13 protein-coding genes and 2 tRNA genes are annotated in these 16,350 nt (G+C 65.6%); 5 read left to right on the top strand and 10 right to left on the bottom strand.

The features are described 5' to 3' along the window. Positions 1-34: 34 nt before the first annotated feature. The gene (locus DSM104440_RS05680) at positions 35-403 is read right to left on the bottom strand and encodes a hypothetical protein (protein ID WP_171161082.1); all 369 of its coding nucleotides are present in this window, start codon (positions 401-403) and stop codon (positions 35-37) included. 145 nt (positions 404-548) lie between these two features. Beyond that, entirely contained in the window at positions 549-2,201 is a 1,653-nt protein-coding gene (locus tag DSM104440_RS05675) for an FMN-binding glutamate synthase family protein (RefSeq protein ID WP_171161081.1), read from the bottom strand. Positions 2,202-2,404: 203 nt separating this feature from the next. Between DSM104440_RS05675 and DSM104440_RS05670 the strand changes: the two genes are divergently transcribed. From DSM104440_RS05670 to DSM104440_RS05660, 3 genes are all read left to right on the top strand, one after another. Continuing rightward, entirely contained in the window at positions 2,405-2,731 is a 327-nt protein-coding gene (locus DSM104440_RS05670; protein WP_171161080.1) for a hypothetical protein, read from the top strand. A 266-nt stretch (positions 2,732-2,997) separates the two neighbouring features. Further along, positions 2,998-6,153, top strand: a complete 3,156-nt coding sequence (locus DSM104440_RS05665; protein ID WP_212758223.1) for a TonB-dependent receptor — start codon at positions 2,998-3,000, stop codon at positions 6,151-6,153. A gap of 93 nt (positions 6,154-6,246) precedes the next feature. Further along, positions 6,247-8,274, top strand: coding sequence for an alpha/beta hydrolase family protein (locus tag DSM104440_RS05660; protein WP_212758222.1), 2,028 nt, complete (start codon positions 6,247-6,249; stop codon positions 8,272-8,274). 59 nt (positions 8,275-8,333) lie between these two features. On the opposite strand, the gene DSM104440_RS05655 is transcribed toward DSM104440_RS05660, so the two are convergent. After that, positions 8,334-8,663 (bottom strand): BON domain-containing protein, encoded by a 330-nt coding sequence (locus DSM104440_RS05655; protein ID WP_171161079.1) that lies wholly within the window; start codon positions 8,661-8,663, stop codon positions 8,334-8,336. Positions 8,664-8,877: 214 nt separating this feature from the next. Here DSM104440_RS05655 and DSM104440_RS05650 point away from each other — a divergent pair, with 214 nt between their 5' ends. Further along, on the top strand, positions 8,878-9,213 hold the full coding sequence (locus DSM104440_RS05650; RefSeq protein ID WP_171161078.1) for a hypothetical protein: 336 nt from the start codon (positions 8,878-8,880) through the stop codon (positions 9,211-9,213). A gap of 56 nt (positions 9,214-9,269) precedes the next feature. On the opposite strand, the gene DSM104440_RS05645 is transcribed toward DSM104440_RS05650, so the two are convergent. The 7 genes from DSM104440_RS05645 to DSM104440_RS05615 all read right to left on the bottom strand — a co-directional run bounded on the left by DSM104440_RS05645 (position 9,270) and on the right by DSM104440_RS05615 (position 15,695). Then, positions 9,270-9,346: transfer RNA gene (locus DSM104440_RS05645), tRNA-Arg, on the bottom strand. A 53-nt stretch (positions 9,347-9,399) separates the two neighbouring features. Next, positions 9,400-9,999: a hypothetical protein gene (locus DSM104440_RS05640; RefSeq protein ID WP_171161077.1), complete on the bottom strand. Its 600-nt coding sequence runs from the start codon at positions 9,997-9,999 to the stop codon at positions 9,400-9,402. A gap of 9 nt (positions 10,000-10,008) precedes the next feature. Beyond that, positions 10,009-10,485, bottom strand: a complete 477-nt coding sequence (locus tag DSM104440_RS05635; RefSeq protein ID WP_171161076.1) for a VOC family protein — start codon at positions 10,483-10,485, stop codon at positions 10,009-10,011. A 48-nt stretch (positions 10,486-10,533) separates the two neighbouring features. Further along, entirely contained in the window at positions 10,534-12,732 is a 2,199-nt protein-coding gene (locus tag DSM104440_RS05630) for a CHASE3 domain-containing protein (protein ID WP_171161075.1), read from the bottom strand. After that, positions 12,729-13,100 carry a response regulator transcription factor gene (locus tag DSM104440_RS05625; protein WP_171161074.1) on the bottom strand — a complete coding sequence of 124 codons (372 nt, stop codon included), beginning with the start codon at positions 13,098-13,100 and terminating at the stop codon, positions 12,729-12,731. The genes DSM104440_RS05630 and DSM104440_RS05625 overlap by 4 nt, the downstream gene beginning before the upstream one ends. 27 nt (positions 13,101-13,127) lie before the next feature. Continuing rightward, on the bottom strand, positions 13,128-15,521 hold the full coding sequence (locus DSM104440_RS05620) for an alpha/beta hydrolase family protein (RefSeq protein ID WP_171161073.1): 2,394 nt from the start codon (positions 15,519-15,521) through the stop codon (positions 13,128-13,130). An 80-nt stretch (positions 15,522-15,601) separates the two neighbouring features. Continuing rightward, positions 15,602-15,695 (bottom strand) — tRNA-Ser (locus tag DSM104440_RS05615). Positions 15,696-15,803: 108 nt separating this feature from the next. Between DSM104440_RS05615 and DSM104440_RS05610 the strand changes: the two genes are divergently transcribed. After that, positions 15,804-16,346, top strand: coding sequence for a hypothetical protein (locus DSM104440_RS05610; protein WP_171161072.1), 543 nt, complete (start codon positions 15,804-15,806; stop codon positions 16,344-16,346). Positions 16,347-16,350: the final 4 nt, after the last annotated feature.

Here is a 16,350-nt window from a genome sequence, read left to right as displayed (position 1 = left end):
CCTGCGGTGCTTTGGGGGAAGAAGGGACGACGGACTACCGGAAGGAGTAGCGGAACTCCACGCGATCCTTGCGCACGGAAATGTGCTCTGGCTTCATGCCGCTGATTTCAGGCATCCAGTTCTTCGTGCCCTTGTAGACGATGCGGCCCGACTTGGCGTCGTAGCAGAGCTCCGTGCTGCGCGCGTCGCACGCGCCGGAGAGCAAGCGCCCGTCGCCATCCACGCCGCCCTGCAGTTCGGGCAACTGGATGCGCGCGGTGTTCGCTGCGGGGGAAGCAGCGGACACCGCGGGGGCGGTGGCAGCGATGGCTTTCGCCTTCGCATTGGGGTCGAGGTCGAGGGCAAAAGCCTGGCTGCCGCAAAATCCCGCGGCCATACCGAGGATGCACGCCAACCGTTTCATCGCCCAACCTCCTGTCCCGAAACTTCCGGGACTACTGCAGTAGACACATCCTACGGCCGGAAGTTTGGGCTCCGCTGTGCAGCAGCGCACAAAAAAACCAAAACAAATCAGGAGAAAGTGTCGCCCTTTGGCGACGAAGCGAGCGCTAGCGACTCTTCGAAGCGCGCAGTCCGCGAATCGACTCGGGCTCGTCGAAGCTGTCGGCGCTCGCGGCAGCCCAGAAGACCTTGTAGACCGGGCTCGAGGGAACGCCCGCGAGCAATTCACCCGGCGCGAGCCAGTGATGCAGCGTCGCGAGCGAACGCACCTCGTTCGAGGACACGCGGCGGATCACGTGCTCGGGTCCGAGGTCGGCCGGGTGCGAAAGTCCCGCGGCACCGAGCAGCTCCTTCAACGCCTTCATGGTGTTGAGGTGGAAGTTGTAGACGCGCTGCGCCTTGTCGGGAATCGCAAGCGCGCGCATGCGCGCCGGATCCTGCGTCGTCACGCCCGTGGGACACAGGCCCGTGTGGCAGGTCTGCGCCTGCAGGCAACCCAACGCGAACATGAAGCCGCGCGCCGAATTGCACCAGTCCGCGCCGATCGCCATCGTGCGCGCCACATCGAAGGCCGTGACGATCTTGCCGCTCGCGCCCACGCGCACCTTGTCGCGCAGGTTCGTGCCGACGAGCGAGTTGTGCACGAGCATGAGGCCCTCGCGCAACGGCGCGCCAACGTGGTCGGTGAACTCGAGCGGTGCGGCACCGGTGCCGCCCTCGCCGCCATCGACGACGATGAAGTCCGGGACGATGCCCGTCTCCACCATCGCCTTCACGATGCCGAACCATTCCCACGGATGGCCGATGGCGAGCTTGATGCCGGTGGGCTTGCCGCCCGAGGCCTCGCGAAGGCGCGCGACGAATTGGAGTAACCCGACCGGCGTGGAGAACGCCGAGTGACGCGCGGGCGAGATGCAATCGACACCGATCGGCACGCCGCGGGCCCTCGCGATCTCCTCGGTGACCTTCGCGCCGGGCAGGACGCCGCCGTGTCCGGGCTTCGCACCCTGGGACAGCTTCACCTCGATCATCTTCACCTGGTCGGAGGCGGCGTTCTCGCGGAAGCGCGCTTCGTCGAAACGACCCTGGGCATCGCGGCAACCGAAGTACCCGCTGCCGATTTCCCAAACGAGGTCGCCGCCGCGCTCGCGATGCCACTTCGAGATCGAGCCTTCGCCGGTGTCGTGATAGAAGTTGCCGCGGCGCGCGCCTTCGTTGAGCGCCAGCACCGCATTCGACGAGAGCGCGCCGAAGCTCATCGCTGAAATGTTGAACACGCTTGCCGAATAGGGCTTCGCGCACCGCCCTTCGCCGAGCGTGATGCGGAAATCGTGGCTTTCGATGTCGACCGGCGCGATCGAATGGTTGATCCACTCGTATTGCGCTTCGTAGAGGTCGAGCTGCGTGCCGTAGGGGCGCTTGTCGACGACTCCCTTGGCGCGCTGGTAGACGATCGAGCGCTGTGCCCGCGAGAACGGCAGCTCGTCGCGGTCGGCCTCGAGGAAGTACTGGCGGATCTCGGGCCGGATGAACTCGAAGAAGAAGCGCAGGTGGCCTATGACCGGGTAGTTGCGCCGGATGGCCACGCGCGACTGGGTGAAGTCCCAGAGGCCCACGAGGGCGAGGACGCCGAAGACGGCCGCGGGCCAGACCCAGTGAAACCATGCGGGCACCATCGCGAAGCAGGCCGCCGAAGCAAGAATGCAGGCGCCCCATGCCCAATATCGCTGTGGAATCAGCGTTTCGGTCCCGCCGCTCATCGTTCCCCCCGGTTTGGCCCTTTCAGGACGCCCGGATTATGCGCCGGGGCACCGCGATTCCTACAGCGGACCTGCCAACTATCTCACTCGCGGATGCCGGTCCTTTCTACGTCCGATCGGGGGCTTCCTCCAATGGTCCTGCGCAACGCGCTCATGGAGACTGTCCCACAAGCAGGCGGGCAAAACCCTTTGGGAGGTGCGCCATGGACGAGCAAAGACTCCGGCAGGAAAACGAAACCTTCACCGGCACGGGCGGCCGCAGCCAGGAAAACCGCGAACTCCGCTTCCGTCCCGCCTTCCTCGACTGCGCCACGATGGCCGTCTACGTCTCGCGCTTCGCCGATGGCCGCCCCGCTCCGTTCCACGTCCTCGATGGCCTGCCCGACGAAGTCGTGATCGACCGGACCCTTTCCGGACGTGTCGTTTCCACCAAATCGACGCTGATCGCAGGATTTGAGCGCGGCGGCTACTTTTTCACACGCACTGCCGCAGCCCGCGCGGTCGTGCAGTGGACGCCCGCAGCGAGCTAGATTTCCCCTCCGCCGCCCCGTCGCGGGCGGCTAGAGCATTCCGCAGCCCTTGGCAACCCCCTCCGTTGCCACGACGCAACACATACCCTTAGTTGTTGCAAAGATGTTTCACCGCACCCCTATTTGTAGCTAAACTCGACGCGCAGTCGGGCATTTGGGGGACGGCGCTCGATTTCGACGGGATTGGTTGCATTCTGGGGCCCGATCGAAAGCGACGGCGAGCCGGTGTCCGGCATCCGGTTTCACAATACGAAAGGGTACTTTCAATGAAGAATCGAAATGCCGCTGCGGCATTCCGCCGCACAGCGATTTCTGTCGCCATTGGCATGTGCATCGCGGGCGCCGTGCATGCTCAGTCCGTGGATGGAAACATCCTGGGTTCCGCCAAAGCTGGTTCAACCGTCACGCTGACGACGCCCTCGGGCGCCACGTCCACGGCTACGGCCCGTTCGGACGGAACGTTCTCGTTTGCCAAGGTGCCTCCGGGCAACTACAAGGTTTCCGCAGATGGTCAAACCCGCGACGTCGCGGTCGCTGCCGGCGTGGATTCCCGCGTTTCGCTCGAATCCTCGGTGGTGGACAAGGTGACGGTCACCGGTTCGCGCATCCAGCGCGACACCTTCAACTCGACCTCGCCGGTCCTCGTGATCACGCGCGACGAGACGCTCATGTCGGGCTTCAACTCGACGACCGCAGCCCTCCAGGGCACGGGCGTCACGGCGGGCGGCGGCCAGATCAACAACACGTTCGGCGGCTTCGTCACCGACGGCGGCCCGGGTGCCAACACCGTCGGCCTGCGCGGCCTCGGTGCCACGCGCACCCTGGTCCTGCTCAACGGCCGTCGCATCGCGCCGGCCGGTACGCGCGGCTCGGTGGGTTCCGCCGACCTCAACGTGTTCCCGACCGCCGTTGTCGACCGCATCGAAGTGCTGAAGGACGGTGCCTCGTCGATTTACGGCTCGGACGCTGTCGCTGGTGTCGTGAACGTCATCACGCGCAAGAACATCAAGGGCGTGACGATCGAAGCGCAATACAACAAGCCTGAAGACGGCGGCGGCGAAGAATTCCGCGCGTCGGGCACGTTTGGCTACACGGCCGACAAGGGTTACTTCAGCGGCTCGCTCGAGGTCTACGACCGCAAGGAGCTCGCCCAGAAGGACCGCGACTGGCTGAACTGCGAAACGGACTACCGTCGCACTTCCGTCAACGGCGTCGTCGGCGAGTGGGGCAGCGCTGACTACATCGACCCGCGCACCGGCAAGCCCAAGTGCTATGGCATCACGGGCACCGGCAACCAGGGCGTCACGATCAACACGATCGGCACCGGCAACATCGTCGGCGTCGGCGGCGCTGGCACCGTGGGCACCACGTTCAACCGTTGGCGTCCGAACGCCTCCATCACCACGGGCCTTCCCGGCTACGAAGGTGTGGGCGGCGGCACCAACAACCTCAACGCGCGCGACACGTACGAGCCGCGGATGGGCAATCGATCGCTGGTGTCACCGGCCACGGTGAGCACCGGGTTCTTCCAGGGTGGATACGACACGGGCGTCCTCGGCAACGCGGAATTGTATTTCGAGGCGCTCCTCAGCCGTCGCGAATCCGAGCAGACGGGCTATCGCCAGCTGTCGCTCGACTACGCTCGCGGCAGCCCGCTGATCCCGCTCGCGCTGCGCAACGCCCCGAACCTCCAGGCCGCGCCGACTGCCCTCACCAACGGGCAACCGCTGCAGATCCGCGGCTTCATCGGCTTCGGCAACGACAAGGGCGAGCAGCAGGTCGACTACACCAAGTTCACCGGCGGCCTGAAAGGCAACCTGCCCTTCTCCGACTGGAAGTACGACGGTGTCTTCAACTACTCGTACTCCGACGCAAGCTACATGCGCCAATCGTGGCTGACCGACCGCCTCGCCCGCAGCCTGGACGTCGTCCAGAACGCGAACGGGACGATCACCTGCCGCGACACGAGCGGCGGCTGCGTGGCCGCACCGGTGCTCACGCCCGCGGTCGTAGGCGGCCAGCTCCCGCAGGACTGGATCGACTACACGTTCGTGAACGACACGGGCTACACGAAGTACAAGGAGTACGCGACCACCCTCAACACCAACGGCACGCTGTTCTCCATGCCGCACGGTGATATCCGTGGCGCCATCGGTATCGAGTATCGCAAGTCGGAAATCAACGACACGCCGTCGCTCGATTCGCAGACCGGCAACCTGTACAACCTCACCTCCGCCACGCCTACCCGCGGCAAGGACAACGTCTGGGAACTCTACGGCGAAGCGGAAATTCCGTTCCTCCGCGGCGTCCCGGGTGCCGAGGAACTCACGGCCAACATCTCCGGCCGCTACACGGACTACAAGTCCTACGGCAGCGACACCACGTACAAGATCGGAGCGCTGTACTCCCCGATCAAGTCGCTGTCGTTCCGTGCGGCGCAGGGCACGTCGTATCGCGCTCCGGCGCTGTTCGAGCAGTTCGTCGGCGCAACGACGGGCTTCCTGGCGTCCACGGGTGACCCCTGCAACAACTACGGAGCCCTGGACCAGACCTCCGCACGCGCCCGCAACTGCGCGAGCGAAGGCCTGCCGACCAACTTCCTCGCCACGAGCAGCATCACCAGCATCACGATCGGCGGCGCAGAAGCGGGCTTGAAGGCCGAAACGTCGAAGAACAAGACCTACGGCGTGATCTTCCAGCCCGAGATGCCGACGGGTTGGGGCGATGCGTCGTTCGCGGTCGACTACTACGACATCAAGGTCGACAACGGCGTGGACCGCATTGGCACGGGCAACATCCTGAGCCTCTGCTACGCCCAGCAGAACTTCGCCTCGCAGTACTGCCGCCTGGTGACGCGCTCTCCGGCGGGCACCAACCGCCAGCTCAGCGTGAACAACAGCTACGTGAACGTTTCGACGGACGTCGTGAAGGGCTACGACCTCACCGTGCGCTACGTCCAGAACATCGGACCGGGCACGTTCCGCCTGAACGGCGTGTTCACGAAGTACAAGGAGCAGGCCAACAAGCTGTTCCCGGATGATCCGCTCGTCAGCTTCAACGGCTCCATCGCCCACGGCGCGCCGGAGAAGACCGGTGTGTTCGACTTCAGCTACACGTGGAAGGCCTGGCGCGTTCGTTACGGCCTGGAGTGGATCGACAAGATGTCGAGCTACGAGTTCTTCGAGGAAGATCCGGCGACCAGCACGTACCAGATGGCAACGCCCAGCTACTATCGCCACAACCTGTCGGCCGAGTACAAGGCTGACAAGTGGTCGATCATCGTTGGCGTGCGGAACCTCGAAGACGAGACGCCTCCGCCCATCTCGCAGGGCTTCGCCAACCGCGTTGGCAATGCTCCGCTCTACAGCGGCTTCGACTATGTCGGCCGTACCTGGTTCGTGAACGCTCAGTTCACGTTCTAAGTCCGCAGCATCGCGCCACGTCGCCGACCGGTGACGTGGCGCTTTTTCTTTCTAGGAGGTGAATCGACCATGTGGACAATGTCCCGTCTCCGGATGTCCGCCCTCGCCTTCGTCCTTGCGATGGCCGCGGTGGCTGTCCAAGCCAAACCTACGCCGCCGACGATCCAGCAACTTGCGGCGTTCCCCAAGATGTCGGGCTTCACGATCTCGCCCGACGGCAAGCACATCGCCGGGCTCGAGAGCCGTGGCGAGGAACGCGTCATCCTGGTCTGGGGCACCGATGCCCTCGACAAGCCGCCCGTGACGATCGGCTCGCAGCGGATGAAGATCACCGGCGTGCAGTTCATCAAGAACGATCTGCTCGCGGTCTCCATGTGGCAGCCCTACGACGCGCGCCTCGACAAGCTCACGAAGACGTTCGTCAACAAGCTCTTCATCACCGACCTCGGGGGCAAGAACTGGAACGAGCCCATCCCCCAGGATCGCGGGATGAGCCGCATCGAGGAAAAGCTGATCGCGCTCTCGAACCCGACCGTGCTCGACCGGCTGGTCGATGACCCGGACCACATCCTCGTGGTGAACGACGTTCGCGGCAGCGCGGGCGACGTCTTCAAGGTGAACGTCCGCAACAATCGCGCCGAACGCGTCCACCGCGCCGACGAGAAGATCGCCGGTTACGTGACGGACCTCGACGGAAATATCCGCGCGCGCGAGCGGGCCGACGTCGACACGACGGGTGCGTATGTCGTCGCGGAGATCAAGGAGCCGAGCGGCAACTGGGTCGAGCACTTCCGCTCGTACGTGAAGGAGCGCGACGAGGTCCGGATCGCCGGCTTCGCCAAGGATCCCAACATCGCGTTCGTGGTCAGCAACGTCGGCCTCGACAAGGCCGTCATCTACGAATACGACGTCGCCGCGCGCAAGCGCAAGGAAATCCTGTTCCAGCACCGCTTCTTCGACGCGTCGGGCGTACTCATCAACCGCAGCAAGAACTCGGGCGACGTCCCGTTCGGCGAGATCCTCGGGGTCACGTACGACGGCCCGCGCAGCGATCTCTACGACGTGCAATGGACCTCCCCCAAGGCCCAGGCGCGCGACAAGGGAATTCGCGACGCGCTGGGGCTCAAGCGGCGGCCGCTCAAGGTGACCGACACCGAGAACGGACAGAGCGCCGAGATGGAGTACGACCTCGACGCAAGCTACCGGATCCTCTCGTCCACGGCCGACCTCGCCAACGTGGTCTTCGCCGTCGATGGCGCCGCGCGCCCGCCGGAGTACTACCTGCTGCGCAACGGCAAGCTCACGATGCTCGCGAAGGCGTATCCCGAAGTCGATACGGCATCGCTGGGCAAGGCCCGCCTGGTCTACTACAAGGCCCGTGACGGCCTGGATATTCCCGCGTTCGTCACCACGCCCAGCACGGACCTGTGCGGACCTGCGCCGTGGCCCGCGGTCGTGCATCCGCACGGTGGCCCCTGGGCGCGCGACGGGATGGAATTCGACGGCTCGATGTGGGTTCCGCTCATGACCTCACGATGCATGGCCGTGCTGCAGCCGCAGTTCCGCGGCTCCAATGGCTGGGGCCGCAAGCTCTGGAAGGCGGGCGACGCGGAGTGGGGCCAGAAGATGCAGGATGACAAGGACGACGGCGCGAAGTGGCTGGTCGACCAGGGCATCGCGCAGAAGGGCCGCATTGCGATGTTCGGGTTCTCGTACGGTGGTTACTCCGCCATGGCCGCATCGGTGCGCCCCAACGGGCTCTACAAGTGCGCGATCGCGGGTGCGGGTGTCTCCGACCACAAGCGGATCTGGGCGCAGTTCTACACCAACCCGTTCTTCCGCGAGCGGCAGTCGGCGACGGTCAACGGGTTGAACCCGATCGACAAGGCGAACGCGATCGAGATTCCGATCATGGTGTACCACGGAGACCGCGACCAGACGGTGCCTCTCGAGCAATCGGATTGGTTCGTCTCGAAGGCCAAGAGCTCGAAGCAGCCGGTGGTCTATCACGAGATCGCCGACTATGCCCACGGCCCGGCATGGACGCGCAAGATCATGGGCGACCAGTTGAAGATCATCGAGGACTACCTGCTGAAGGACTGCGGCGCGAAGGGTCTCTAGGCCCCGGCAGTTTTTCAAAGCCCCGCGGAGAACCCGCGGGGCTTTTTCATTGGCTCGTCCTAGGAAGGCTTGCCAATCACGTTGGTCACGGACTTCACGCCCGGGACGGCCCTCGCGACCGCCACGGCGCGCGCGATCACGTCGGCGGCAGGTGCGGTGCCATTGAGGATCACCACCGCATTGTTGGTGTCCACCGTGACCTTCACGTCCTTCAGGAGGGGATCGGCAGCGATCGCTTCCTTCACCTTGGTGGTGATGGTCGCGTCGTCGATCGATTGCGCCACGGTGCCTTTGGGCGCGGGCTGCGGCTGGACTTCAGGTAACTGCGCGAGCGCCGAACCTGCGGCGATTCCCGCGACGAGCACTGCGGGGATCCAGGATGCTTTCATGCGGGACTCCTTCACTCTTTGGGACCTCAGGTGATGGACATCGGTCGCTCGCGCCCGTTCGCGACTCCGTGCGTACGCGTAATTATTGCAACTGTTGGTGATCCGGTTGCGTTCGTAGCGCCGCGCGCGCGTGAAATGCCAACTTCCTCACAGCCCCCGCTGCCGCCCCCTGCGACGATGGTTGCATCAGGACAGGCCATCACCGGAGGCGCTCGTGAACGAACAGCGGCTGAAACTCGGAAGCGACGCCCACGCGGGAACGGGCGGGACCAGCGAGCGCAATAGCGGCCTGGGCTTCCGGCCTGCGTTCCTCGACAAGTCGACCATGACGATCTATCCGTCGCGGCTTGCCAACGGCACGCTCGCGCCCTTCCACATCCTCGACGGCCTGCCCGACGAAGTCGTGATCACTCGCGACGCGAACGGGCGCGTCATCGAAGCGAAGCCTTCGCTCGTGGCGGGATTCGAGCGCCGGGGCTTCTTCTATACGCGTGCGGCCGCCGCGCGCGCCCTGAGCGAGTGGTTCATCCCATCCTGGGAGCAGGACTGAACCGCACCCGAAAATGAAAAGGGGCCAGTCTCTCGACTGGCCCCTTTTCCTGATTCTGGCGCGCCCGGCAGGATTCGAACCCACGACCCCCTGGTTCGTAGCCAGGTACTCTATCCAACTGAGCTACGGGCGCAAAAGAGCCGGAATTATATAGCTTTTTCGCCCGAAACCCAATGCCGGGCCGGCCTAGCGGCGCTGCGCCGCGACCTTGTCCAGCGTGATCCGGCGGGCCGGTTTTTCCCCCTGGAAGGTCACCGTCACGAGGGCCTCGCCGCGCTCCCCGGTGACGAGCAGCGTGTAGCCCTTGGTCGGCGGGGCCGCCAGGGCGTTCTCCTGGCTGGAGGTCACCACCTGCGCGGTCACCGGGCCGATCAGCGCCGTGACGTTGGCCTGTTGCGCGACGAAGGCCATGGCCGCTTCCTTGTCCTGCCGGCTGTCGCTCGCGTTTTGCCACGCGGCGTAGGCGATGGGCCCGACACCCGCCGCGAGCACGAGCACGCTTGCGCCAACAGCCTGCAGGCGCTTCGCAGGCTGGCCCTGGGTCTTGATGCGGATGGCGTTGCCGATCGCCACGCCGAGGCCGAAGGCGAGGGCCACGAGCGGAATCCCGACCAGCGCGATGAGCAGGATCGAACCGGAATCGCCCGCGTTGCCCGAAGCCATCGCGCCGAGGATGACCGCACCGAGCGTGATGCCCCCGATGATCGCAACATTGCGCGCCCCAAAGAACATCGCCGGCAGGAGGCCGGCGAAGAAGGGAACGCTGAAGATCGCGACGTAGAGCATCGCGGGAGTTTACCCGGGAGCCATCGCCTTCATCGCGGCTTTCATTTCGGCCGGGCTCATGTCGCGCACGTGCGTGGCCACCGACCAGGAGTGGCCGAACGGATCGCGGATCACGCCATAGCGGTCGCCCCAGAACTGGTCGGCCACGGGCATCGAGACCGTCGCGCCGGCTTTCACCGCCTGCGCCACCACCGCATCGACGTCCTTCACGTACAGATGGATCGTGACCGGCGAGCTCTTGAGCCCTTTGGGTCCGATGATGTTCCACGCCGGATTCTCGTCGACCAGCATCACGCTCGAGTCGCCGATGCGAACCATCGCGTGCATCAGCTTGCCGTCGGGTGCGGGGATGCGCGCTTCTTCCTTCGCGCCGAACGCCTTCTTGTAGAACTCGATCGCATCGGCCGCGCCCGCGCACACCAGGTGCGGGGTCACCGTATGCATGCCTTCGGGAATGGGATCGACCTTCGGTTTCTTGCTTGCCATGTCCGTCTCCTTGTTCGTAGGGGGGCTACCCTGCCTAGTCGAACGGGATCAGGCCGGATCGACACTTTCGAGCATCCGCTTCACCTTGTCGGCGAGGCTCGTCTGCGTGAAGGGTTTCACGAGGAGGTCCACGCCCGGATCGAGCCGGCCGTGGTGGATGACGGCGTTGCGGGTGTACCCGGTCATGAAAAGGACGCGCAGGCCGGGGCGCCGGTCGAGCGCCGCATCCGCGAGCTGCCGGCCGTTGACGCCCCCGGGAAGCCCGATGTCGGTGAACAGCAGGTCGACGCGGGGGTGCTCGTCGAGAAGCCGCAGCGCCGTCACCGCTTCTCCGGCCGACAGGATGTCGTATCCCATCTCGCGGAGCACTGCCGTCGTGAATTCACGCACGTCCTCGTCGTCCTCGACCAGGAGGATGGTCCCCTGTCCCTTGCCGTGAACCACTGAAGGTGCGCGCGTCTCGGCTTGCGGGACGCCGCTGCCGGTGAGTCGCGGCAGGTAGAGCTTCACGGTCGTCCCTTCACCCGGTTCCGAATAGATCTTCGCGTGGCCACCCGACTGCTTCACGAAGCCGTACACCTGCGAGAGTCCCAGGCCGGTCCCGCGACCGACTTCCTTCGTGGTGAAGAAAGGCTCGAATGCCTTGGCGGCGACCTCCGGCGTCATGCCCGTGCCGGTGTCGCTCACCGCGACCATCACGTACTGGCCCGCCTTGACCTCGGTATGCGCCCCGGCATAGGTCTCATCGAGGTACGCATTCGAGATCTCGACCGTGAGCTTTCCGCCACCGGACATCGCGTCGCGCGCGTTGAGCGCGAGGTTGAGGATCGCGGTCTCGAGCTGGTTGGCGTCGGCCATGATCCACCAGACGCCCGCGCCCAGGACCGTCTCCACCTCCACGCTTTCGCCCAGGGCCTGCTGCAGCAAGGTGGTGACGTCCACGATGAGCGTGTTCGGGTTGATCGGCTTGGGATCGAGCACCTGCCTGCGCGAGAACGCGAGCAGGCGATGGGTGAGGCTTGTCGCGCGCTCGGCGTTGCGCTTGAGCATGTCGAAGTACTGGCGCGCTTCGGGCGGGACCTGTCCGAGGCGCTTCTCGAGCAACTCGAGGGCGTTGCGGATCACGTGCAGCAGGTTGTTGAAGTCGTGGGCAATGCCACCGGTGAGCTGCCCGATCGCATCCATCTTCTGGTACTGGGCGAGCGCTTGGTCGCGGCGCACGCGCTCGTCGATGTCGCGCGTGATCTTGGCGAAGCCGAGGAGCCGTCCATTGCGGTCGCGCAGCGGGTTGATCACGATGCTCGCGAGGAAGCGGGTACCGTCCTTGCGCACGCGCTCGGCATCTTCCTCGAAGCGCCCTTCGGCCACGGCGCGCTCGAGCGCGCGCTGCGGATCGCCCGCCGCTCGTTGCTCGTCCGTGTAGAAGCGCGAGAAGTGCTGGCCGATGATCTCCTCCGCGCGATATCCCTTGATGCGCTCCGCGCCGGGATTCCACTCGACGACCACGCCCTCCGGGTCGAGCATGTAGACCGCGTAGTCGGATACGCCCTGCACCAGCAAACGGAACCGTTCGTCGACCCTTTGGCGCGCGGACTCGGCGGCCCGCAAGCTGCGGATCGCGAACAGGAGAACCCCCACGCCGGCCATGAGCACGCCGAACGTGAGGATGCCGCCCAGGACCGCGGCGCGCGAGCCCTCCCGTTCGAACTCGGCCGCCCTTGCGAGGCGCTCGGAAGCCAGCGCCCTCTCAGCCTGCAGCGCGGCCTGGAGGATCGTGTTGACGCTGTCCATCGCCTCGCGCCCGACGTGCGTCTTCATGATCTTCAGCGCTTCGGCCGGGTTGCCGCGATCGTTGGCCGCGAGCGACTCGTGCAGCTCCGACATCTTGATGTCGATCTGTTGCGCGAGGATGGGCCAGCGGCGCTGCTGCTCGGGGTTGTCGAGCGTGAGCTCCTTCAGCTTCGCGAAGAGCACCGGGACTTCGCCCTCGGCCTTGCGAAACGGCTCGAGGTACGACGGATCCCGCGAGAGGAGATAGCCACGCTGGCCGCGCTCGGCATCCTGCAGCGAGCGGCGCAAGGCCTGCGCCGTCGTGATGACCTCGAAGGTGTGCGCGATGACTTCCGGCCCGGCGCGCAGCTGGGGGGCGACCCGCGTGCCGCGATCGATCTCGAGCCACAGGTGGCCCAGGCTCGCCAGCACGATGAGGGCCAGTCCGAGCCACAAGGCGCGCGTGCCGCGACTCACCCCGCAGGCGCCCTGAGCAGGGCGTTCACGTACTCGACGAGGATGCCCGGACCGAAGGGCTTGTGGAGCACCTTGTGGGCACCCAGCTCCCTGGCCATGTAGAGGTGCGTCGAGCTCTTGAGCGCGCCCGACATCGCGATGATCTTGAGATCGGGAAATTCGGCGCGCAGGTCGCGGATCGTCTCGATGCCTTCCTTCTCGGGCATCACGATGTCGGTCACGACGACGGCCGCGGGCCGGGTGCGCTGGAGCTGGATGCCCGACGCGCCATCGGCGGCTTGCGCGACCTCGTGCCCGGCGGCTTCAAGCACGTCCGCGACGACCATGCGGATGTCTTCGTTGTCGTCGATAACCAGGATGCGCGCCATGCGCGAATTCTACAGGCGCGCTGCCACCTAAGGCGCTCGCGGGTCTCCGAGGTGCTTCCTGAGCCAAGTGCTCATTTCCCAGAGCGTATGTCCGACGGATTCGCGCGCCGCGTAGCCATGCGATTCCGCCGGCAGTTGCACGTAGCGCACGTTCCCGCCGGTACCTGCCAGCGCGGCGAAGAGGCGATCGCTCTGCTCGGGAAATGTCCCGGAGTTGTTGTCCGCCTGCCCGTGGATGAGGAGCAGCGGCTCCTTCAGCTTGTCGGCGACCAGGTACGGTGACAGCTTGAGGTATGCCGACTGCGCCTCCCACAGGTTGCGCCGCTCGGCCTGGAAGCCGAAAGGCGTGAGCGTCCGGTTGTAGGCGCCGCTGCGCGCGATCCCTGCCTTGAAGATGTCGGTGTGGGCAAGCAGGTTTGCGGTCATGAAGGCGCCGTAGCTGTGGCCACCCACGGCCACGCGCGCCGGATCCACGAAGCCCAGCTCCGCGGCCTTGGCGACCGCAGCCTCCGCGTTCATCGTGATCTGCTCGATGAAAGTGTCGTTCACCTTCTCCGGATCACCCACGACGGGCATCGTCGCGTCATTGAGCACCACGAACCCGTCGAGCACCAGGAACAGCGGGCTCGTGCCGGCAATCTGCTCGAAGCGGTTGACCGAGCCGGACACCTGTCCGGCCAGGGCCGGATCCGTGTACTCGAGCGGGTACGCCCACAGGAAAGCGGGCCGCTTCTCGCCGGGCTTCAGGTCGCCTGGCTTGTACAACCAGAAAGACAGGTCCACTCCGTCCTTGCGCTTGAATTTCACCAGCTCGCGCTTGATGGCCCGGACCTGCGGCGTCGGATCGGCAAAGGCAGTGAGCGGCTTCGGGGCTGCCGTTCCGTCATGCAAGAAAAGGTTCGGCGGCTCGGAATTGCTTTCGCGCGAAGTCACGAAGCGCTCGCCGCGCGCATCCAGCAACCTCACCACCGACTCGTAGTGCGTCTCGGTCGAGTGGAAGAGCCGCTTCTTGCTCTTGTCCTCGAGGTTCCAGCGATCGAGGAAGGGGCGGTCGCCGGTGGGTGTCGCACCCGTGCCGACGAAGAAGACCTGGCCTTCGCTCACCCTGGCGGCGCTGCGGCCATTGGGCAGCACCTGCGTGACCGGCGCTCCGGGGTTGTTGTAGCGGTCGCGTGCGTTGAGATCGAACAGCGTGTTGAGCTCCGCGCCCGGCTTGGCGGGGTCGACGAGGAAGACCTTCACCCAGACGCGATCGCGGTCGAGTTCCTGCACCAGCAGGCGGCCGTCGTCCAACGGGAAGAGACCCGTGGCGCGCTGCGGCACGCGCAGGACCTCGACCGGCTCGCCCGTGTAGGGCGGTGCGAGCTTCATCAAACGGTCGCGGTGCGAAACCCTCTTGCGCGGATCGCCCTCGTCGAGCGCTTCGAGCCAGTAGACGTTGCCATCGGCCGTCGCCGAGGAAATATAGGAACGCGGTCCCTGGACCACACCCTGGACGGGAACGTTGACGCGCAACGCCACGTTGGGGAGATTCCGGATGAGCGCGCCGTCCAAATCGATGAGCGATACCTCGCGGCCGAACGACTGGTGGGTCACGGCGTAGCTGAAGGGTCGCGCGAGCTTCTGCACCAGGATGTGCTTGCCGTCGCCGCCCACGACGACGCTCTCGTACATCGCGGCCGGTCCGATCACCTTCGTTGCCCCGCTGGCGAGGTTGATGCGCACGAGCTCCGCGGTCACGACATGCTCGAAGCGCGCTTCGTCGGCCGGATTGCGCAGCAGGTCCTGGAAGGTGCGCTCGGGCGATCGCCGGCCAAAGCTCTCCTGCACGACGGGGCCGGTCGGCGCGCCCGCATCGGCTACCTTTGCGCGGTTCCGAGGGACGATGAGCGCGAGCAGCGCATCCGAACCCATCCAGTCGAGGGAGCCGCCCGTGGCGTTCTGGAGGGCGATGCCGGGCACCTGTGCCATGCGCGCGCTCGCTACGTCACCCAGCCAGAGCTCGGTGGAAGTGGACGTGCGGCGACGGAGCGTGAAGCGCTTTCCGTCGGGCGAGAGCGCAATCCCGTAGAAGTCGCCTTCGGGGGGGATCGCTACGGCGCGCTCGGTAGCCGCGGCATCCGTGAGATCACGAAAGGTGATGCGATCGATGTGCCCCACGCGATGCGGCCCGTTTGCGGCGACATCGATGCGGTTGCCCGCGAGCGCCGCGAAGGGGCGCGACAGTTCCTCGATGCTCGGGTAGCGACGCGCCTCGACAACCGCAAGCGTCTTCCCGGCCGGGTCGATGAACCGCGCGGGTAGCGGCTTCGCATCGAGGACGGCGCGGATCGACTCCGGCGGGTTCTTGTACTCGGGGACAGGTTGAGCGAAGGAGCCCAGGGCGAACAACGAAATCGCGGCGGCGAGATACGGTCGCATTGCGGGCCTCCATCGCGGTGAGGCGGGCATGTTAGCCGATAGTAGAAACGCCCGCGCGAGGCGGGCGTTCATTTGCATCTTGGCGGAGAGAGAGGGATTCGAACCCTCGATACAGGTTTAAGCCCGTATAACGCCTTAGCAGGGCGCCACCTTCGGCCACTCGGTCATCTCTCCGGTGCCGCAATTTTACAGGAACTGGCCTGCCGAGGCTCGTGGCCCGGTGGCCCCGCCTGCCCAAAGCCGATATCCTCGCCCCGGTCGCCACTTTCGAGGAAAACGGGGATGCCGCTCCGCAATGCACGAGGTTTCGGACTGATCGACATCATGGTCACGCTGGTCGTCATCTGCGGACTGGTGATCGCAGCGAACTACTACCGCGGCCGCCCCGTTGATGACCCCACCAAGATCGACACGTCGCTCCCGGACTTCTCGACGGAGTCGCACAAGTCGGGCGCGAGCTACTACCTCGAAGGCACGGTGACGCGCGTCACGCACAACGAGGCCGGCGCGTACTTCCGGCTCAAGGCCCCCAACGATCGCGAATACTGGGTCGTCGGGACCAAGGCCCACAGCGGCGGGATCAAGAACGTCGCCGCCGGCCAGGTCGCGATGATGAAGGTCCAGCCGAACACGGGGCCGAGCCTCACCAACTCGATGATGGTCGCGCCCGGCGCCCTCGCGCCCGAGGCCTTCGTCTACCAGTACCTCGTGAAGACCGCGACGCCCGCGGGCTACAAGGATCCCCACGAGGAGGAAGAGCGCGCCGCGACGAAGGCTGAAGCCAAGGCCGCCGCGGCGGCGGCGGACGACAAGGACGACGACTGACCGG

The organism is Usitatibacter palustris, assembly GCF_013003985.1.
GTDB lineage: Bacteria > Pseudomonadota > Gammaproteobacteria > Burkholderiales > Usitatibacteraceae > Usitatibacter > Usitatibacter palustris.
The sequence above is the reverse complement of the archived record's forward strand: the minus strand, read 5'-3'. Positions and strand labels throughout refer to the sequence as shown.